The following is a 19,708-nucleotide window of genomic DNA, read 5'->3' as shown; positions in this document are numbered from 1 at the left end:
TCGACAGTTCCATTCACCACCGCGACCTGTCAATGACGGACGCGGAGATCACGTCGACGACCCGTTCGAAGAAGAACTCGTGCTTGAGGAAGGAGACGTCGTACTCGTGACCCGGGTACGGCGGAATCAGCTGGGCGGCCTGGAACAGCCGCCATCCGTCCCGCAGCGCGGCCACCCCCGTCTCGTACGGCGGCTCGTCGCTGTCGCCCGTGGTGGGCGCGGTGCGGCCGGTGCCGTCGTAGCGCGACCAGCCGACGACCTGGGAATCCAGCGCCGAGCTCGCCAGATACAGCACGAGCACCTGCTGCCGCGGCACCGGGGCGGCGGTCGCGTCTCCGCCGTCCTCCGACGCGGGCGGGATCGCTTCGGTCGTCATGCCACGGTCTCCTTCGGGCGGTTGGAGACCCTGGTCACCCAGTGGTCGAGGTCGAAGCCGTCGTCGCCGGTCAGCTCCCGCCACAGCAGGATGCGGTTGTACCGCTCCAGCCGGCCGGTCGCTCCCTCGTACCACGGGAACATGGCGTCCAGCTCCGCCGCCACCCGCGGGTCGTGGAGGTCCGAGGTGTCCCACAGACGTCGTTGACGCACCCGGGGGTTGAAGCGGATCTTGAACATGTAGCGGACGATGTCGCTGTCGTTGCGCCGGCCCCCGTGCCAGATGCCGTGGTGCAGAAGCACCACCGTGCCGGCCGGGCAGACCAACCGGTCCTGACCGCGCAGGTTCTGGTAGCGGCCGGTGTCCGATTCGTTGATCCGCCGCAGATGGCTGCCCGGCACGCTGAGCGTTCCGCCCATCTCCAGCGTCACGGCCTGCGGGTAGTACATCAACTGGACGTCGAAGGCGTCCGGTCGGACGTCGATGATGGCGTCCCCGTGCAGCGCCTGCGCGGCGCCTCCGTGACGCTCGCGGGTGTGCACGAAGTGGTGGTCCACCCACGGCTCCGGGCCGACCAGGCTGCGCAGGGCCCCTGCCACCCGCGGCAGTTCCAGCAGCCTGCGGACGAAGGATCCCTCCGCGTACGCGTCGGACAGCGGCGTCCCGTACGGCACCGACGGCACCCCGCCCGCCAGTACCGCCAGGCCCTCGGCGTTCATCGCCGCCGGAACCACCGCGTCCAGCCGCAGCGACCCGCGCGCCACGAAGCGCGCCATCCGAACCGAGTTCAGCAGTTCTCGTCTGTTCTCCATGACGGCCACGCTAGGTTCGGCCGCCGCGCACCGGGTGGGCCGCGTTCACCCTCCACTGGTCGATTCTCACTGCGCCGCCCGCCGTGGTAGAACACCTGCCCATGCAGACGGTCCTCGCCCGCCTCGACGAGCCCCCCACTCTCGCCGCCGTCGGTATCGGCGTGCACGGTCCGGCCGGCCAGGTGGACGTGTTCTCGCTGCCGGACCTGTGGCAGCTCCATCTGTACGGCTACGAGGCCGACTTGACGGTCGACGGCACCGAGCACGCGATCCGCGCCGGGCGCGTCAGCCTCGTACCGCCCGGAACCGAGGTGCGCTACCGCTACCGGGGCCGCTCCGAGCACCTCTACGCCCACCTCCGCCTGGGCGCGGAGGGAACGCCCCACAGCATTCCCGTGATCCAGCACACCGGACCCGAACTCGACCCGCTCACCGCACAGTTGCGACAGGCGCTGGCCGCCTGGCCGAACACCCCGGCCCGGGCCACCGCCGAGGTGTGGGCCGCCCTGTGGCGGATCGCCCGGCTCACCCCGCCGCGGGAGCGGAGCGCCCGGGCCGTTCATCCGGCGGTGGCGGCCGCGACGGCCCTGATCGAGGCGCGGATGGCGGAGTCCCTGACGGTGCCGGAGATCGCGAGGGCGGCCGGCGTCTCCCACAACCACCTGACCCGGCTCTTCCGCGCCGCCACCGGGGAAACCGTCGTCGGCTACATCCGGGCCCGCCGGATGGAACGCGCACGCCATTTCCTGCGGGCCACCACGCTCTCCATCCCCGCCGTCGCCGCCTCGGTCGGCATCCCCGACCTCCAGGCCTTCAACAAGGCCTGCCGCCGGGAACTCGGCGCGTCACCTCGCGCCGTCCGTTTCGCCGGTCCCGCCCCGCGCGACACCGCGGCTCCGGCGCACGATCGCCCTGTGTGATGTCGCGCTACGGGATTCCGGGGCCGTCTCCGTGGTCGGGGACGGGGAGGCGCACACCGGCCCGGAGGGCGGACTGGTGGGCGACGATGCCGGGGAGGGTGTAGCGGGCGGCGGTCCACGCGTGCAGTGGTGGCGGCGTCCGTGTCGTGACCGCGACGGCGAAGTCGTCGGCGAGGAAGTGGTGACTGCCCTCGTGGCCGTTGGGTGCGTGCGCGAACTCACGCGGGAGTCGGGAGCGGTCGTGGACGGGTGCGGTACCGGAGGTGAAGGCGTCGCGCAGTTCCGGGGCGACGTGGGAGAGCGCCGGGTCGTCCGGCGCGAGGGTGGGTGCGGGATGCAGGTGCGCGGTGACGTCGCGCTCACCCTTCTTGTCCTGCCACAGGCTGACCGAGCCGAGTTGTTCGAGGACCGCCTCCGTACCGAAGTAGCGGAAGCGTGACTCCTTGCCGATGTATCCGACCCTGCGGAACTCGTTCGTGCGGAAGCTGCCGCCACCCGCGACCTCGAACAGTGCGGTGGCGTTGGAGAAGTCGTTGTCGAACTGACTGATCTCGCGATCGAACACGCCGTCGCCGCGCTCGTCCGGAACGCCGATCGCCGAGACGCTCACGGCGTGCGTCCGCCAGGCGCCGAGGACTCCGCCGATCGAGTGCGTGGGGTAGAGCAGCGGCGGGTAGCTGGCGGTGGACTTCCAGTTCTCGCCGCCGCTGTACCTGTAGGCGTCGTAGAAGCCCCAGTCCATGTCGTGGACGTAGTCGCCTTCCGCGTAGAAGAGCCGGCCGAACGCTCCCGCGGCGATCTGGGCGCGCGCGTAGACGGTCGCCGGGTGGTAGTAGCTCGTCTCGCCCATCATGTAGATCCGGCCGGTCTCCTCGACCGCCGCGATGATGTCCGCGATCTCGGCCTCGGTCACGCCCATGGGGACCGCGCTGTAGACGTCCTTGCCCGCACGCAGGGCCCGCACGGCGAGGGGGCCGTGGGTCCAGCGCTGGGTGAAGAGGGCGACGGCGTCGAGATCGGAGTCGAGCATGGACTCGAACGAGGGGAGCGCACCGGCGAGGTCGTGCTCGGTGACGAGTCGCTCGGCGCGCTCCGGGAGCAGGTCGGTGACCTTGATGTCACCGACGCCGGGGTGCAGGCGCCAGAGTTTGGCGAACGAGCCGGCGAACTGGCCGGCTCCGACGATGCCGAGTGAGAACACGCGAATTCTCCATCAGGAACGTAGAAGTGGGTGCGAGCTGGTGCCGGTCGCATGACGGTGCGGGCTTCGGCACTGCTCCATGACGTTAGGATCCGAGCGCACGCGATGTCTGCACCGTTTCGAAGCGAGAACTTCTTGGATCCTCAGGGTGCTCTGGTCGACGAACCCTCGTACCTGCGCGGCTGGTCCGGGCGCCCGACGCTGATGGCGGCAGCGCACCGGCACGACGACGTGGAGATCAACTTCGTGGCCGGCGGCGGGTCGATGCTCTATCTCTACGGCGGCGAGCTCCTTGAGGTCGCGGTGGGCGGTCTCGCCGTGTTCTGGGCCGCGATCCCGCACCAGTTGGTGGCGAGCCAGGCGACGCGGGTGCACTGGCTGCACGTGCCCTTCGAGCGGTTTCTCGCCTGGGGGCTGCCCCAACCGCTCCTCGCCCGTGTGCTCTCGGGTGTTCCGGTGCTCTCTCCCGCGGCCCGTGCCGACGCGAGCGATCCGGCGAAGTTCACCCAGTGGGCCGCGGATCTGGCCGCGGGCGACGACGAACTGCACCGCATCGCGATGCTGGAGATACAAGCGCGGGTCCGGCGCCTGGCGCTCGCCACGGTCGGCGATCCGGCACATCGACACGCCGGTGACGATCCGGCCCTGCGCCAGGCGGTGTCCATGGCGCGGTACATCGCCCATCACTTCCGCGAGCCGATCACCGTCGCGGACGTCGCCGCGGCGGCGAACGTGCACCCGACCTATGCCATGACCCGGTTCCGCGAGGTCGTGCGTACCACGATCGGCGAGTACGTGAAGCGGTACCGGCTCGCTGAAGCACGCCGGTTGCTGATCACCACCGACCTTCCCGCGAGCCAGGTGGCCGCGGCCGCCGGCTTCGGCTCGGTCAGCCGCTTCTACCGGGTCTTCACCGACGCGTGCGGAACCACCCCGGCACGGTTCCGGCGCGGACGCGGGCTCTGACTCACCCGGCGACTCCCCCGGGACTGCGTCGAAGCGCTTCTCCACCCGTCATGAGGACGGTTTCCGCGGGAAGAACCCTTGTCTGCCAGGAAAGCTGTCCGTTAGCTTACGCCTGGGGGTGAAGCGCTTCGACAGTCGCCGTCCGGCACCGACCTCGAAAGGGCCGCCATGACCGAGGAACAGGGGACCTTCCACTGGGGGCACGAGGCCCTTCTCCTCGATTTCGCCCTCGATGACGACGGCGGCCCGCGCCTCACGTACCTCGGGCTGCCCGGCGAGGCACGACGAGTCCCCGGTGCGGCCCTCCCCCTGGTGGAGGTGACGGCCGCGGGCCACGGCCGCGACTGGTCGGGCAGCCGCCTGATCGGGACCGCTCTCGGCCGGCGGCTGCGTCACCGGTCCCACCGCGCGGCCCGCGACGGCGACTGGCACACGCTGACCGTCCATCTCCACGACCCGGAGACCGGTCTGGTCGCGGAGGTGACCTACCGGTCACCGGACGGCATCCCCGTGCTCCGCGGTGAAGTGATCCTGCGCAACGAAGGACGGACCACCCTGCACCTGGAGTCGGTCAGCTCGCTCGCGGTGGGCTGCCTCACCCCATCGGACCCGGCGGCCGCCGACGCCGCCGACCTGCTGTGGGCGGACAACGACTGGCTCGCCGAGTGCCGCTGGCAGCGACAGCCGATGCGCCGGACCACACCCGGCGTCAGCGGACACGTGACCTACGGGCACGGCAAGGCGGGCTTCGCCCTGAACGGACAGGGCACCTGGTCCGGTTGCGGACACCTCCCCATGGGAGGCCTGACGGACCGGCGCACCGGCCGCAGTTGGGTGTGGCAGATCGAGCACAACGGCGGGGGCTGGCGCTGGGAGTGCCAAGAGCACGACGGAGCCGCCTACGCCGCCCTGTTCGGGCCCACCGACACCCACCACGGCTGGCGGCACGCCCTGGAGCCCGGAGCCGTCTTCCGTACCGTACCCGCCGCGCTGGCCTTCGGCGCCGACGGCGGCCCCGACTCCGCGTTCGCCGCGCTGACCCGCTACCGCCGCGCCCGGCGCCGCCCTCACGCCGACCACCAGCGCCTGCCCGTCATCTTCAACGACTACATGAACTGCCTGATGGGCGACCCCACCACCGACAAGCTGCTGCCGCTGATCGACGCGGCGGCCGAGGCCGGCGCCGAGCACTTCGTCATCGACGCGGGCTGGTACGACGACGGTGACGGCGGCTGGTGGACCAGCGTCGGCGCCTGGGAACCCGCCGCCTCCCGCTTCCCCGGCGAGAAGGGGATCCACGAGGTACTGGACCACATCCGCCGACGCGGCATGGTTCCCGGCCTGTGGCTGGAACCGGAAGTCATCGGCGTCCACAGTCCCATGGCCACGTCCCTGCCCGACGAGGCGTTCTTCCGCCGCGACGGCGTCCGCGTCACGGAGACCGGCCGGCACCACCTGGACCTGCGCCACCCGGCCGCCCGGGCCCACCTGGACCGGGTCGTGGACCGCCTGGTCGGCGAGTGGGGCGTCGGCTACCTCAAGCTCGACCACAACATCGACCCCGGCTCCGGCACCAGCGCCCGCCCCGGCGAGACCCCGGGCGACGGCCTGCTCGGCCACAACCGGGCGCACCTCGACTGGCTCGACGGCGTCCTCGACCGGCACCCGCACCTGGTGGTGGAGAACTGCGCCTCCGGCGGCATGCGCTGGGACGACGCCATGCTCTCCCGGCTGCAGCTGCAGTCCACCAGCGACCAGCAGAACCTCCACCTCTACGCGCCCATCGCGGCCTCCGCGCCCACCGCCGTCACCCCCGAACAGGGTGCCGTCTGGGCGTACCCCCGGCCGGAGGACTCCCTCGACGAGGTGGCCTTCACCATGACCAACGCGCTGCTCGGCCGGATCCATCTCTCCGGCCGCGTTCCCGAACTCGGGCCGGAGGCCCGCGCCCTGGTCCACGAGGCGGTAGCGGTGTACAAGGCCATCCGCGCCGACCTGCCGCACGCCGTGCCGTCCTGGCCACTGGGCCTCCCCGCCTGGGACGACCCCTGGATCGCCCTGGCCCTGCGCACGCCCGCCACCACGTACCTCACGGCCTGGCGCCGCCCGGGAACCGATGCCGTGGCGACGCTCCGCCTGCCCCACCTGCGGGATGCGGCCGCCCGTATCGACCTGCTCTATCCCTCCGCCAGCCGGGCCGAATCCACCTGGCTGCCCGGCACGGCCGAGCTGAGTCTGACCCTGCCCACCGCGCCGTCCGCCGTCCTGCTCCGCATCACCCCCACGGCCCCCGGCGCTCCCTGAACCACCCCCCTCCCCCACCACCACGCCACGACTCCCTCACGAACCGACGAGAGGACCTCTCGGGTGCCACCACTGCGCCGACCGGACCAACGCTTGACCAACCCCGTGATCCCCGGCTTCCACCCCGACCCCAGCGTCTGCCGCGTCGGCGACGACTACTACCTGGCCTGCTCCAGCTTCGAGTACTTCCCCGGCGTCCCCCTCTTCCACAGCCGCGACCTGGTCCACTGGACGCAGATCGGCAACGCCCTGGACCGGCCGGACCAACTGCGTCTGCCCGCCTCCATGCCGTCCTCCGGCGGGATCTACGCCCCCACCCTGCGCCACCACGACGGCCGCTTCTGGTTGATCGTCACCAACTGCAGCGAGGGCGGCGGCAACCTGATCGTCACGGCCACCGACCCCGCCGGACCGTGGTCGGACCCCATCTGGGCGCCGGGCGTCCCCGGCATCGATCCCGACCTGGCGTGGGAGGAGGACGGCACCTGCTGGTGCACGGTGGCCGGGGTCTCGCAGGTCCGTCTCGACCCGTCCACCGGGCAGACGTACGGAACCCCGCACCGCCTCTGGTCGGGCGGGCCCGGCGCCAAGGCCCCGGAGGCGCCGCACCTCTACCGGATCGGCGACCACTGGTACCTCCTCATCGCCGAGGGCGGCACCGAGCGCGGCCACGGTGTCTCGATCGCCCGCGGCCCTTCGCCCGTCGGCCCGTTCGAGCCGTGCCCGGCCAACCCGATCCTCACCCACCGCGGAACCGACCACCCCGTCCAGAACACCGGGCACGCCGACCTGGTCCAAGGCCCCGACGGCTCCTGGTGGATGGTGCTGCTCGGTGTCCGGCCCGGCGGCGGCACGCCGGGCTGGCACGTGCTCGGCCGGGAGACCTTCCTGGCCCCCGTGACCTGGGTGGACGACTGGCCGGTCGTCGGCGAGGTGGCCCTGGACCTGCCCGAGCTCCCGTGGCCGCTCTCCCCCGGCCCCGTCGAGGAGCGGCGGGACGACTTCGACCTCGCCGCACTGCGACCGGCCTGGATCTCCCTGCGCGACCGACCGGCCGCACACTGCACCACCGAGGAGCGTCCCGGCTGGCTGACCCTCCGCGCGCGGGGAGGCTCCCTGGACGAGCCCGACGTGGTGTTCACCGGCCGGCGCCAGCAGCACCCGGCGTGCCGGGCGCGCACCCTGGTCGATCCCTCCGAGGGGCGCGGCGGCCTCGCCGTCCGGCTCGACGAGCGGCACCACTACGCGATCGAGGTGTCCGGCACGGAGGTCCGGGCCATCGCGCGCGTCGGCTCCCTGCGCACGGTCGTGGCCGCGCGGTCCGTGCCCGCCGGGCCGGTGATCCTCTCCGTCACCATCACGGAACCGCCGACTCCGTACGGACCGTGCACAGGACCCGACGTCGTCTCCCTCGGCGTCGAGCGACCCGACGGCACGTTCACGGAGCTCGCGACCCTCGACGGCCGCTACCTGTCGACCGAGGTCGCCGGCGGCTTCACGGGCCGGGTCGTCGGAATGTACGCCGCGGAAGGCACCGTCCGCTTCGACTGGTTCGACTACGAGCCCCTCGGTGGCTGAACGGCCGACCCGGAGCCGCACACCTCGCATCGAAGCGCTTCAATGAAGGATGGACAACGCACTGCGCCGGGGATAAGGTCGACGCACATGTCACGCAGGAGCGATACGCTCACCTGATCGAAGCGCTTCATAAGGCTGGGAGAGCTGGATGGTAACCCTCGCCGAGGTCGCCCAGCACGCCGGAGTGTCGGCGAGCACGGTGAGCTATGTCCTCAGCGGCAAGCGGCCCATCTCCGCGGCCACCCGGCTGCAGGTCGAGCAGAGCATCCGCGAGCTGGGATACCACCCGAACGCGGGCGCGCGGGCCCTGGCCAGCAGCAGGTCGAACATCATCGCGCTGATGGTTCCCCTCCGCACCGACATGTACGTGCCGGTGATGATGGAGATCGCCATCGCGGTCGCCACGACGGCCCGGGCGCACGGGTACGACGTACTGCTGCTGACCGGCGAGGAGGGCCCCGAAGCCGTCCGCCGCGTCACCGGCAGTGGGCTCGCCGACGCGATGATCCTCATGGATGTCGAACTCGACGACGAGCGGCTGCCGTTGCTGCGCGGCGTCGACCAGCCTTCCGTACTGATCGGACTGCCCGCCGACACCTCAGGACTGACCTGCGTCGACCTCGACTTCAGGGCGACCGGCGCGATGTGCGTCGAGCATCTGGCGATGCTCGGCCATCGTGACATCGCCGTCATCGGCGAGGCCCCCGCCGTCTACGAACGGCACACCGGCTTCGCCGAGCGCACCCTCGACGGACTCCGTTCCCGCGCACGGGAGTTGGGCATCAGGGTGTTGCACCGGCCCTGCGGCGGCGGCTACGACGCGATCGCCGCCATCGTCACCCGCATCCTCGATGAGCGCCCGGGCACCTCCGGGTTCGTCGTGCAGAACGAGCAAGCGGTGGAACCCCTGCTCGCCCTGCTGCGCCGGCAGGGCCGCGCCGTCCCCGAGGACGTGTCGGTGGTCGCGATCTGCCCCGAACAGGTGGCCGTCCAGGCCTCGGTGCGACTGACGTCGGTCTCCATCCCCGCGCAGGAGATGGGCCGGCAGGCCGTGGAGCGCCTGGTCGCCAAGATCGACGGTCGCGACACCGATGAAGTCTCGCTGATCGCACCGGAGTTGACGGTGCGGGCGAGTACCGGGTCGGCGCCCTGACGGCTTCCGGCCGCCGCTCCGCCTTCCGCATGTGTCAGGTCGACCTCCCTTCGCCGCAGGCGAGTCAGAAAGGATGGATGGGCTGGATGTCCTCGTCTCCGCTCGCCCTCACCCTCGCCGATCTCCTGGTGCGCCCGGCCTTCGGCTCCCGACGCGACCCCGACCGGGTCTTCGACGGCATCGCCGCCGCCGCCGGGCAGGCGCCGGGTGACCGCCAGTTCGTCGACGACTTCCGGTCACTCCTCGGCTGGTGGGCGAAGGCCGACGGGCTCACCCCGGTCGGCTGGCAGTCGGCGCAGACGCATGTGCGCCGGCACCTCACCAACCGGGCCCGCGTCCGGCGGCTGATCGCCGAGCATCCGGAGATCGAGCGGGAGCCGATCGAGAAGCCGGTGTTCGTCGTCGGACTGCCGCGCACGGCGACCACGGTCACGCACTCCGTGCTGTCGATCTCGGACGAGCACCGCTGTCCCCGGCTCTGGGAACTGCTCACGCCCGACCTGGACCTGCCGCCCCGGCAGCGGCGGAAGGCGGTCACCGCCGGGCGTCGGCTGGTCCAGGGCGCCGACCTGTTCGCACCGCGCTTCCGCGACATCCACGCGATGGCCGCCGAGGGGCCCGAGGAATGCACGTTCGCCCTCCCGCACGCCCTGATGCCGTTCGCCCAGGCCCGTCTCCCCGAGTACCGGAACTGGCACTGCGAGCGGGACTTCGTCCCCGACTACCGGTATCTCAAGCAGGTCTACCAGGTGCTGCAGTACGGCCGCCCGCGGCGGCGCTGGATGCTGAAGTCCCCCATGCACCTGGAGAACCTGGACGCACTGCGCACGGTCTTCCCCGACGCCGTGATCGTGTGGTGCCACCGCGATCCGGTCACCGCCCTGGCCTCCTACTGCTCCCTGGTCGAGCACGGCATGGCCATCAGCACCCGCCCGCTCGACCTGGAGGACATCGGCGCCACCTGGCTCGGCCTGCTGAGCCGCGCCATGGCACGCGGCCTCGCGGCCCGGGCCGACATCCCGCCGGAGCAGTTGGTGGACGCCCCGTACTCCTGGCTCGGGTCCGACCCCGCCACCGGTGCCCCCAAGCTCTACGCGGCTGTCGGCGCCCCCTGGACGGAGGCGGACGCGGCCCGGCTCCCCGCCGCCGTCGCCCGCCCCAAGGGCGCCCGCAAGCACACCTACGACCTGAGCCGCTACGGCCTGAGCCGCTCCGATGTCGAGTCCGCGTTCGCGGAGTACGACGCACTGCGGGCCGAGGTCGACCCCGCCTGACGAGAAGGCGGGACCGGCCTCGGCCCCGGTGCCGGATCAGCCGCCGCTGATGGTCAGGTGGTCGGTGCGGAAGTCGAGTCCGCCGGACGACGAGGTGATCTCATAGCCGAACTGCACGTCGCCGATGGTCTCGCTGCCGGGCATCCAGCCCTTGGTGTGGGCGATCCAGTCGAGGACCGGCTTGATCTCCACGGTGCCGGAGCGGGAGTCGGACGTCCGCAGGAACGAGAACACCTGGTTCGCCCCGTTGGTGCCCTTGTAGACGTTCCAGTTGTGGCCGCCGAGGGTGACGTTGCCCTGGTAGCCGCCGATCGGTCCCACGGGTCCGTTGTCGTTGACCCAGAGCATGATCTCGTACTGGTGGTCGGTGTCCCAGATGTCGTACGACGTGTTGTACGCGCCGGACGACGGGACGCTGACGTTGTAGGTGCTGGTGAGCCTGGCGAGCGAGTCGATCGTCTTGTTGATCGTCTTCGTCGCGTTGGGGTACGACTTGATGCCGCCGGTGTCGGGATGGTCGGCCCAGACGCCCCAGCTGGTCCCGGAGTTGGCCCAGACGCACTGGCTGCCGGCGCCGGACCCCCAGATGTTGTTGTAGAGCCTGTAGCCGTCCAGGCCGGTGTTGCCCCATCGGTCGCAGGAGCTCCAGACGGCTGCCGAAGCGGGGGCGGAGGCCAGGGCGACGGTGGCACCGAGAGCCGTCGCCGGCGCCAGCACCGCCATGGTGATCTTTCGCATCGTGCTTCTGACCATGGTGTCCCTTCCATGGGTGGGGGGATGTGGTGGGGAATCCGGTGGGGGGAGCTGGTGCGGACGGTGCCGTGTACGGGTCCGTCCGCAGGAGTCATGGCCGGAGCACCGCCACGCCGTGGCGGCCGAGGGTGACCCGGTCGGTGACGGACGTCCCCGTGAGGAGATCGTGGTGCGTGCCGGGCACCTCGACGGTCACCGGCTCGCGGCCGTGGTTGAGCAGGAACAGCGCCTCGCCCCGGCGGACGGCCTCGACCTGCTCGGGGAGACCGTCGAGCACCGGCCGGACGCCCGCGGCGGAGGCGATGCGGGCCAGCAGGTCGCGCAGCGTCCGCGGCTCCGGGAGGGTGGAGACGTACCAGGCCCGGCCCTTGCGGAGGACGGCGGGCAGTCCGTCGAGTTCACCGCCCTTGTACGGCACGGTCTCGTCGGCGGAACCGTCGGCCTCCAGCTCCTCCGACCACAGGGACGCCCTGAAGCCCTCGCAGGTGACGGTCTCCCCCACGTCCAGCGGCCACCACTCGTGCAGGGTGCGGATGCCGAACAGCTCGCGCAGCCGGTGGTCCATGCCACCGGCGCGGACCCGGTCGTCCTCGTCGGCGACGCCGGTCTGGAAGCCGCAGACGAGGGTGCCGCCCCCGCGGACATGGGCGAGGAGGTTGTCGATCGCCGCGTCGGTGAGGGCGTACAGCTGCGGCACGACGACCACGGAGTACGGCGTCAGGTCGTGCTCGGGATGGGCGAAGTCGGTGGTGAGGTGCGCCTCCCAGAGGGCTCGGTGCCAGGCGCGCAGGACGTCCGGGTAGTCCACCTGGCCGGACAGGCGGCCGTCCTGGGCGCCGGCCCACCAGGCGTGCCAGTCGTGGAGGATCGCGATGCCCGCGGTGACGGTCCGGCCGGCCGTCTCGGCGGCGATCCGCTCCAGCTCCGCGCCGAGCTGCTTGACCTCCTGGTACGTCCGGCCCTCCTCGCCGGCATGGCTGACCATGCCGGAGTGGAACTTCTCCGCGCCCTGCCGGGACTGCCGCCACTGGAAGTAGCAGACGGCGTCGGCGCCCCGGGCCACGGCCTGCAGGGACCAGAGCCGGTTGAGGCCCCGGGGCTTCGGGTGGTTCACGCCCCGCCAGTTGACGGGCCCGGCGGCCTGCTCCATGAGCATCCACGGCCCGCGCGCCTGGGATCGGGTCATGTCCTGCACGAGGGCGCCGCTCTGGGCGCCCAGCGGGTCGCGCGGATCCGGGTAGATGTCGACGGAGACCACGTCCTCCTCCTCGGCCCAGCGCCAGGCGTCCTGCCCCATCCACAGCGGCATGAAGTTGCTGGTGACGGGGATGTCCGGGGTGTGGCGGCGGACGATGTCCCGCTCGGCGACGTAGCACTCCAGGAGCATGTCCGAGGTGAAGCGCCTGAAGTCGAGGACCTGGGTGGGGTTGCGCATGTAGTGGGCCAGGCGGGGCGGCAGGATGCCGTCCCAGGTGTCGTACCCCTGGCTCCAGAAGGCCGTGCCCCAGGCCTCGTTGAGGGCGTCGAGCGTGCCGTACCTCTCGCGCAGCCAGTGGCGGAAGGCCGCCGCGGCCTCGTCGCCGTGGTCGAAGGTGCAGTACTCGTTGTTGATGTGCCACATCGTCAGCGCCGGGTGGCCGGCGTAGCGGGCGGCGAGGTCCTCGGTGATGGCGGCGGCGTAGCGCCGGTAGGTGGCGCTGGAGTGCGAGAAGTGCTGCCGGCCGCCCCACCACTCGGTGCGGCCGTCCTCGGTGACGGGCAGGGTGTCCGGGTGCAGTCGGCCCATCCAGGGCGGGGGCGAGGCGGTCGGGGTGGCGAGGACGACGCCGATGCCGTTGTCGTGCATCAGGTCCATCACCGTGTCCAGTCGGCCGAACTCCCGTGCGCCCGGCTCCGGTTCCAGCACCGACCAGGAGAAGACCCCGAGGGTGACCGAGTTGACCCCGGCCGCCTTCATCAGCCGGACGTCCTCGTGCCAGGTCTCCTCGGGCCACTGCTCCGGGTTGTAGTCGCCGCCGAAGAGAAGGCGGCCGCGGGTCGCGTCGCTCAGCCCGGGCATCAGACGGGCTCCCCGTACTGCACGCCGCGCCCGTTGGTGCCGAGGTAGACCCGGCCGTAGACGCGGGGATCGCCGGTGACCACCCGGCCGATCCAGCCCCACTGGTGCTGGTCGTCGTTGATCCGCACCCAGCTCCTCGCCTCGTCGTCGGAGCGGTGGACGGCGTTGGGGCCCTCCGTCGCCCCGACCATGTAGATCGCCGGGTAGGTGGCGCCCGGGGCGGCCTTGCCGAAGCCCAGGGTGTGCGAGGACCGGCAGCTGCCGACCCTGGTGAAGGTGGCGCCGCCGTCGGTGGAGCGGTACAGCCCGGCCTCCTTCGCGCTGAGCCACAGATCACCGGAGCGCCCCGGTGCCGCGATCAGCTGGAACTGCGCGTCGCCCGAGGGCAGGCCGGTGGCCGTGGTGGTGAACGTCAGGCCGCTGTCGGTGCTGGCGTGGACCGTGCCGGCGGTCGTGTCGTAGGCGTAGAAGAGCGTCCGGTCCACGGGGTCGGCGACCAGGACGGCGCCCTTCGGGACGGAGGTGGCCTCGGACCAGGTGGCGCCGTTGTCCGTCGAGCGGTACGCCGGGGGGACGGTGCCGTTCGAGGCCCCGGGGGACCACAGCAGCACACTGCCGTCGGCGTTGGTGACGATCGGGCCGGGCGCGTCCTTGGCGGCGGCCGGCTGTGACGCGAAGGGCGACCAGGTCTTTCCGCCGTCGTCCGACCAGGCGCCGTTGGCGCTCCCGCTCCAGCCGGTGCGGACGACGTACGAGGGTCGGGCCGCGGCCTGGGCGAGTCCCGTCGTCGAACCGAACACGGGGTTCGACGCCATGCCGCGCGAGGGGGATGCGGTGAGCGACTCGTGGTACATCACGCCGATGTCGCCGTTTCCGCTGATCAGATGCGCCTCTCCGACCGGCGGCGAGATCAGGTGAAGGATCGCGGTCTCCTCCAGGCCGCGGATCTGCGGTGCCCAGCGCCTGAGGTCGCGCGTGCCGTACAGGGTCGCGCCGGTGCCGTAGACGACGTGGCGGGAGTCGAACGGGTCGAGGCCGAGGGCCTGGATCCACCAGCCGAACTTGGCCTCGTCGCCACCCCACTTGAGGTAGGGGGTCTCGGAGACGTCGAGGACGGCCTCGTCCTTCAGGGACGTCCAGGTGCGGCCGCCGTCGGTGGATCGGAAGACGGTGTCGATCTCGGACCAGCGGTTGTTGGTGGACACGACGAGCGTCCCCGGCCGACGGGCGTCGACGGCGACGCCGCCGTAGCCGAAGGCGTCGGTCCCGCCGTCGCCCGTCACCCCGCCGGGCTTCACGGGGGTGACCTCGGTCCACGTCCCGTTCGTCGTCCGCAGCTTGTGCACGCTGCCGTCGGACTGGCCGTTGGGGCCGGGGGCGTCGGCGTACGTCACGTACAGCTCGCGGGTGAGGCGGTCGTACGCGGCGCGGATCGGCACCCTGGCGGCGGTGCCGGTCGGCTGCCCGGGAACGGGCTCCCAGGTCCTTCCGTCGGACGTGCGGTACAGGTGGGGGCTGCCGGCGGTGCCGTCGGAGTCGCCCCAGCCGGCGTAGACGGTACGGCCCGCGGCGACCAGGAGGGTGATGCCCTGACCGGTGGCGCTCGGGGTGGCGGGGAAGGCCGCGGGCCGCCAGGTGGCGCCTCGGTCCGTCGACTTGAGCAGTCCGTCGTGGCGGGTGCCGAGCCACAGCGTGTCGCAGTTCCGCGGGTCGACCAGGAGCCGTTCGCCGCAACCGCGCCCGTCCTCGTTGGCTCCGAGCTTCACGGTGAGGTCCGTGCGCTTCCAGGTGGCGCCCCGGTCCTCGGACCGCAGTACGGCTCCGTTGCCGGCCCAGGGCTGCGTGTACGTGCCGAGGGCCAGGTACAGCCTGTTCCGGTGGGTCGGGTCGACGGCCATGGCCTCGACGCCGAGGAGGTTCCAGTCGTCCCAGCCGAGGTGGTCGGTCAGCGGGATCCAGCGGTCGGTGCGGTCGTCCCAGCGGTAGGCGCCCCCGATGTCGGTCCTGGCGTAGGCGAGCCCTCGTACCGAAGGGTGGAACAGCACCCCGCTGATGAAGCCGGTGCCGCCCATGGCGACGCCGCGCCACCGGTAGCCGGTCTCGGCGACGGCCGAGGGGGCGGCGGCCGAGGGGGCGGCGGCCCGCGCCTGCCCCGAGAGCGCGGGCAGGGAGACGACCGCGGCCGCGGCGGCGGAGCCGGCGAGAACGGAGCGCCTGCTGAGGTGGAACGTGCTCATGACATACCTCGGTCCTGAGACGGAAGGGGGGATCGAGCGGGGATCAGGGCGCGGGGCCGTGTCGACGCGCGCGGCTCCGCCGCGTGGGCGCGACCAGAGGGCGTCAGCCCTTGACGGCTCCCGTGAGCATGCCCTTCTTGAAGTGGCGCTGGACGAACGGGGAGGCCACCGCGACCGGGATCAGCGCGAGGACCATGACGGCCATCTGCAGCCCCAGGGAGGAGAGTTGGCCGGTGCGGACCGCCTGCTGGAGGCCGGTCGGCGCCTCGGTGTTCTTCTGGACCAGCTGGATGAGCACGTTCTGCAGCGGCATCATCTGCTGGTCGCTGAGGTAGATGGACGCGTTGAACCAGGCGCTCCAGTACCCGACCGCGTAGAACAGCGAGATGACGGCGAGCACCGCGCGCGACAGCGGCACGATGATGGTGAGCAGGATGCGCATCTCGCCGGCCCCGTCGATGCGGGCGGACTCGGTGAGTTCGGGTGAGATCCCCATGAAGAAGGCCCGCAGCACGAGGATGTTGAAGACGCTGACGGCACTCGGCAGGATCAGTGACAGATAGGTGTCGGTGAGGCCCAGCGACTGCACCAGGAGGTACGTCGGAATGAGGCCGGCCCCGAAGAACATGGTCGCCATGATGGCCATCAGGAAGAACCGGTGGCCCAGACTCCCCGGCCGCGACAGGCCGTAGGCCGCGAGCACCGACACCGTCATCGAGAACAGCGTGCCGAAGAGCGTGACACCGACCGAGACCATGATCGCCCGGCTGACCTGGCCCCCGCTGAGGAGTTCCGTGTAGTTGATGAAGGTGATGCCCTGCGGGATCACGACGAGGCCGCCGGCCTGGTCGATCACGGGCTTCGGGGAGAGGCTGGTGACGATCACGATCCACAGCGGGCCGAGCACTCCCAGACAGCAGAGCGCGAGGAAACCGCCCTTGGCGGCGAGTCCCGCCTTGCTCGGCGGCTCCTCCCACACGGGGCGGGCGGGAGCCCTGAGGCTGCGGATGAGCTGCGTGTTGAGGCTCACTTCTTGTACACCCCCTGCTCGCCCAGCAGGTGCGCGAACTTGTTCGCGCCCAGGACGAGACAGACTCCGATGAGTCCCTTGGCCAGGCCGACCGCGGCCGCGTAGCTGAAGTCGCCGTTCTGGATGCCCATGTTCCACACGTAGGTGTCGAGGACCTCGCTGGCCCCCGCGCCGACCGCGTACCGCTGGAGCAGGAACTGCTCGAATCCGACGCTCAGCGCGTCGCCCACCCTGAGGACGAGGAGCAGGGCGATCACCGGGCGCAGCGCGGGCAGCGTGACGTGCCACATGCGTCGCCAGCGCCCCGCGCCGTCCATGGCCGCGGCCTCGTACAGGTCGGTGCTGACGGCGGAGAGCGCCGCGAGGAAGACGATGATCCCCCAGCCGGCGTCCTTCCACACGGCCTGCGCGGTGACCAGGTACTTGAAGAGGTCCGCGTCGGTCATCAGGTCGAAGCCGCTCCACCCGTGCTTCTCCAGGGTCTGCGCGATGATGCCCGCGCCGCCGAGGATCTGCTGGAACACGGTGACGACGAGCACCCACGAGAAGAAGTGCGGCAGGTACATGATCGCCTGCGCCACGGCCCGCACCCGGGGCCGGATCACGCTGTTGATGACCAGCGCGAGGGCGATGGGGACGGGGAAGAACAGCACCAGTTGGAGCACGAACAGGACGATGGTGTTCTTCGCGGCGCTCCAGAACAGCGGGTCGTCGAGCATCCGCGAGAACTGCTCCACGCCCACCCAGGGGCTGTGGAAGATCGCCGTGATGCCGTTGCTCGAGACGTACGGGTCGTACTCCTGGAAGGCGACGACGTTGCCGAGCAGCGGGACGTAGTTGAAGAGCAGGAGCAGGGCGATGACGGGCAGGGTCATCAGGATGAGCGCGCGGTCGCGGCGCCACCGGACCCGGAACGGGACCTTGCCGGGCTTGGCGGCCCCGCGCGGCGCGCTCTCCTTCACGGTGGCCTCGGCGACCGCCGCCACCGGCTCTTCGGCGGCCGCCGGGGGACGCGTCCCGCCGGCCCTGCTCCCGGCCGTGACGGACATCAGTTGCCGCTGCCGTTCTTGTCGAGGAGCTCCTTGTACCAGTCGCGCAGCTTGTCGCCGCCGGAGGACTTCCAGGTGGAGATGGCCTGCTGGATGTCGGAGAGCTTCTTGTTGCCGCGCACGAAGTCGATCTCCAGCTGCTCGAACTGGCTGGAGAGGGTGGCGTACCGGGTCGGCTCGACGATGTTCATGCCGTAGGTGGACGTCTTCTTGACGAAGGCGCCCTGCCGCTGCTGCCACTCGACCTGCATGCGGGTGATGTCGGGGAGGTCGGGGTGGGCGGTGTAGGGGGCCGGGGCCGCGAGCAGCACCCAGGCGTTGTTCACCTCCTGGATGCCCCGGTCGTTCTTCACCGGGGCGCCGTTCTCGACCGTGTAGTGGGTGCCCTCGACGCCGTAGTCGACGAACATCCGCTCCTTGGTGCCGTAGGGCGCGGCCGCGAAGTTGGCGGCGGCCAGCGCGTTCTCGACGGTCTCCTTCGAGGCGTCCTTGCGGATCATCGACCAGATGCCGGCGGGCTGGCCGGCGTACAGCGTCGGGCTGCCGCCGTCGGCGCCGAAGTAGTCCATGCCGGCGATCTCGAAGTCCGGGTTGGACCTGGCCTGTTCGGCGGTCTTGCCGTACCAGGAGGACATGTCGTTGTTGTAGACCAGGACCTGTCCGGCGGTGAACCGCTGGCTCGGGTCGCCCGTGTTCGCCTTGTCGTCGGGATGGACGACGCCCGCGGCGAACAGCTTGCGGACCCACTCCAGATGTTCGAGGTACTCAGGGTGCTCGATGCGGTACGTCAGCTTGCCGTCGTCCCCGATGTTCCAGCCGAGCGACCCGGCGGGGCGGACACCGAAGATGCCCGCCGCCGACCACCTCATGTCACCGCAGGCCCACACCCTGGCCTTGGCGCTGGTGGCCTCCTTGGCCCAGGCGAGGAACTCGTCGGGCGACGTGGGAACCGTGTAGCCCTTCTTGTCGAAGACGTCCTTGCGGTAGAAGGGCACGATGTTGGGCACGGCGGCGGCGGGCATCGGGATGCCGCGCAGCGCGCCGCCGAAGATGCTCATGCGCCAGGAGTCGGTCGGGATCGCGGCCAGGTTCGGGTACTTCTTGACCTTGTCGCCCGCCAGGTAGGGGCCGAGGTCCATGAACTTCGCGGTGACGGCGGTCGAGATCTTGCCGACCAGTTCCCAGCTCGGCACGACCACCATGTCGGGTATGGAGCTGGAGGCGAGAACGGCACCGAGCTTCTCGCCGTAGGTGTTGCCGTCCTGGTTCTGCCAGGTGATCTTGGTGCCCGCCGCGGCGTCGAGCGCCGTGTAGTACGGGCACCCGGGCTTCGGCGGGGTGCCCCAGAGCGGGGCCATGATCTCCAGGGGAGCGCCGGTGCCGAGCCTCGTCGGGACCGAGGTGGCGAGGGCCGCGAGATCGACCTTGCCGGTGTACCCGGCCGACGAGCCGTTCTTCGCCGGAATGTCAGGCTCGGCGACCGTGCTGGCGACATAGGCCGGGAGCAGCTTGTCCGCGGCCTTGCCCGACGTGGCGCCCTCTCGCGACCCGCCGCTCCCCGTATCGCTGCAGGCGGCGAGGAGCGGCATCCCCCCGGCCACCGCTGCGGTGGCGACCGCCGTGGAGGCGAGGAAGCTTCTCCGACTCAGTCCGGAGGAGGCGGCATTCGGCGTCATTGCGTCAACCCTTCGTGGCGCACCTGGACACCCGGCGGTGGGCCGTCGGCTGCGGTGTCGTGACGGGAACTGGCTGAGCTGAAAGCGGACATTCGACCACTGCGGCGCAATGCCTAGTCGAAGCGCTTCGATGTTGCAGCGAGGTTAAGTCAACACCCAGGGGCGCACAAGAGTCGCTTCCAAGATTCCTCCGAGGGGCAGAAGGCGACTCCGGGCCCTTCCTGTAGGCCCTCTTGCATGCGATGACCCCGCTCTCTTGACACCTGCCCTGCGGACTGATGAGCATCGAAGCGCTTCACGAGCGCCTGCCGCTCCCCCTC

15 protein-coding genes are annotated in these 19,708 nt (G+C 71.1%); 6 read left to right on the top strand and 9 right to left on the bottom strand.

The annotated features are described in order from the left end of the window. Positions 1-13: 13 nt before the first annotated feature. Complete coding sequence (locus HHL19_RS31845; RefSeq protein ID WP_169093884.1) at positions 14-316, bottom strand: hypothetical protein; 303 nt, start codon at positions 314-316, stop codon at positions 14-16. A 56-nt stretch (positions 317-372) separates the two neighbouring features. Continuing rightward, complete coding sequence (locus tag HHL19_RS31840) at positions 373-1,188, bottom strand: phytanoyl-CoA dioxygenase family protein (RefSeq protein ID WP_206325571.1); 816 nt, start codon at positions 1,186-1,188, stop codon at positions 373-375. Positions 1,189-1,289: 101 nt separating this feature from the next. On the opposite strand from HHL19_RS31840, the gene HHL19_RS31835 reads away from it, so the two are divergent. Beyond that, positions 1,290-2,108, top strand: coding sequence for an AraC family transcriptional regulator (locus tag HHL19_RS31835; protein WP_169093860.1), 819 nt, complete (start codon positions 1,290-1,292; stop codon positions 2,106-2,108). Between the two features lie 7 nt (positions 2,109-2,115). Here the strand turns inward: HHL19_RS31835 and HHL19_RS31830 are convergent, their stop codons facing one another. Next, complete coding sequence (locus tag HHL19_RS31830; protein WP_169093859.1) at positions 2,116-3,309, bottom strand: Gfo/Idh/MocA family oxidoreductase; 1,194 nt, start codon at positions 3,307-3,309, stop codon at positions 2,116-2,118. 51 nt (positions 3,310-3,360) lie between these two features. Between HHL19_RS31830 and HHL19_RS31825 the strand changes: the two genes are divergently transcribed. The 5 genes from HHL19_RS31825 to HHL19_RS31805 all read left to right on the top strand — a co-directional run bounded on the left by HHL19_RS31825 (position 3,361) and on the right by HHL19_RS31805 (position 10,584). After that, on the top strand, positions 3,361-4,275 hold the full coding sequence (locus HHL19_RS31825; protein ID WP_169093858.1) for a helix-turn-helix domain-containing protein: 915 nt from the start codon (positions 3,361-3,363) through the stop codon (positions 4,273-4,275). A 168-nt stretch (positions 4,276-4,443) separates the two neighbouring features. After that, on the top strand, positions 4,444-6,579 hold the full coding sequence (locus HHL19_RS31820; protein WP_169093857.1) for a glycoside hydrolase family 36 protein: 2,136 nt from the start codon (positions 4,444-4,446) through the stop codon (positions 6,577-6,579). Between the two features lie 93 nt (positions 6,580-6,672). Then, positions 6,673-8,157 (top strand): glycoside hydrolase family 43 protein, encoded by a 1,485-nt coding sequence (locus tag HHL19_RS31815; protein WP_240982000.1) that lies wholly within the window; start codon positions 6,673-6,675, stop codon positions 8,155-8,157. A 148-nt stretch (positions 8,158-8,305) separates the two neighbouring features. Beyond that, positions 8,306-9,310, top strand: a complete 1,005-nt coding sequence (locus HHL19_RS31810) for a LacI family DNA-binding transcriptional regulator (RefSeq protein ID WP_169093855.1) — start codon at positions 8,306-8,308, stop codon at positions 9,308-9,310. 86 nt (positions 9,311-9,396) lie between these two features. Further along, positions 9,397-10,584 carry a sulfotransferase gene (locus tag HHL19_RS31805; RefSeq protein ID WP_169093854.1) on the top strand — a complete coding sequence of 396 codons (1,188 nt, stop codon included), beginning with the start codon at positions 9,397-9,399 and terminating at the stop codon, positions 10,582-10,584. A gap of 36 nt (positions 10,585-10,620) precedes the next feature. On the opposite strand, the gene HHL19_RS31800 is transcribed toward HHL19_RS31805, so the two are convergent. The 6 genes from HHL19_RS31800 to HHL19_RS31775 all read right to left on the bottom strand — a co-directional run bounded on the left by HHL19_RS31800 (position 10,621) and on the right by HHL19_RS31775 (position 19,388). Continuing rightward, positions 10,621-11,337 (bottom strand): hypothetical protein, encoded by a 717-nt coding sequence (locus HHL19_RS31800; RefSeq protein WP_169093853.1) that lies wholly within the window; start codon positions 11,335-11,337, stop codon positions 10,621-10,623. A gap of 91 nt (positions 11,338-11,428) precedes the next feature. Next, positions 11,429-13,396, bottom strand: a complete 1,968-nt coding sequence (locus HHL19_RS31795; protein WP_169093852.1) for a beta-galactosidase — start codon at positions 13,394-13,396, stop codon at positions 11,429-11,431. Next, positions 13,396-15,633, bottom strand: a complete 2,238-nt coding sequence (locus HHL19_RS31790; protein ID WP_169093851.1) for a sialidase family protein — start codon at positions 15,631-15,633, stop codon at positions 13,396-13,398. Before HHL19_RS31790 ends, HHL19_RS31795 begins: the two co-directional genes overlap by 1 nt. Before the next feature lie 103 nt (positions 15,634-15,736). Then, positions 15,737-16,663, bottom strand: a complete 927-nt coding sequence (locus HHL19_RS31785) for a carbohydrate ABC transporter permease (RefSeq protein WP_169093850.1) — start codon at positions 16,661-16,663, stop codon at positions 15,737-15,739. Beyond that, the gene (locus tag HHL19_RS31780) at positions 16,660-17,712 is read right to left on the bottom strand and encodes an ABC transporter permease subunit (RefSeq protein ID WP_169093849.1); all 1,053 of its coding nucleotides are present in this window, start codon (positions 17,710-17,712) and stop codon (positions 16,660-16,662) included. Before HHL19_RS31780 ends, HHL19_RS31785 begins: the two co-directional genes overlap by 4 nt. Beyond that, positions 17,712-19,388, bottom strand: coding sequence for an extracellular solute-binding protein (locus tag HHL19_RS31775; RefSeq protein ID WP_169093848.1), 1,677 nt, complete (start codon positions 19,386-19,388; stop codon positions 17,712-17,714). Before HHL19_RS31775 ends, HHL19_RS31780 begins: the two co-directional genes overlap by 1 nt. Between the last annotated feature and the right edge of the window lie 320 nt (positions 19,389-19,708).

This window comes from Streptomyces sp. R302 (assembly GCF_012927245.1).
Taxonomy (GTDB): domain Bacteria; phylum Actinomycetota; class Actinomycetes; order Streptomycetales; family Streptomycetaceae; genus Streptomyces.
This window is presented reverse-complemented; position numbering and strand designations above follow the sequence as displayed.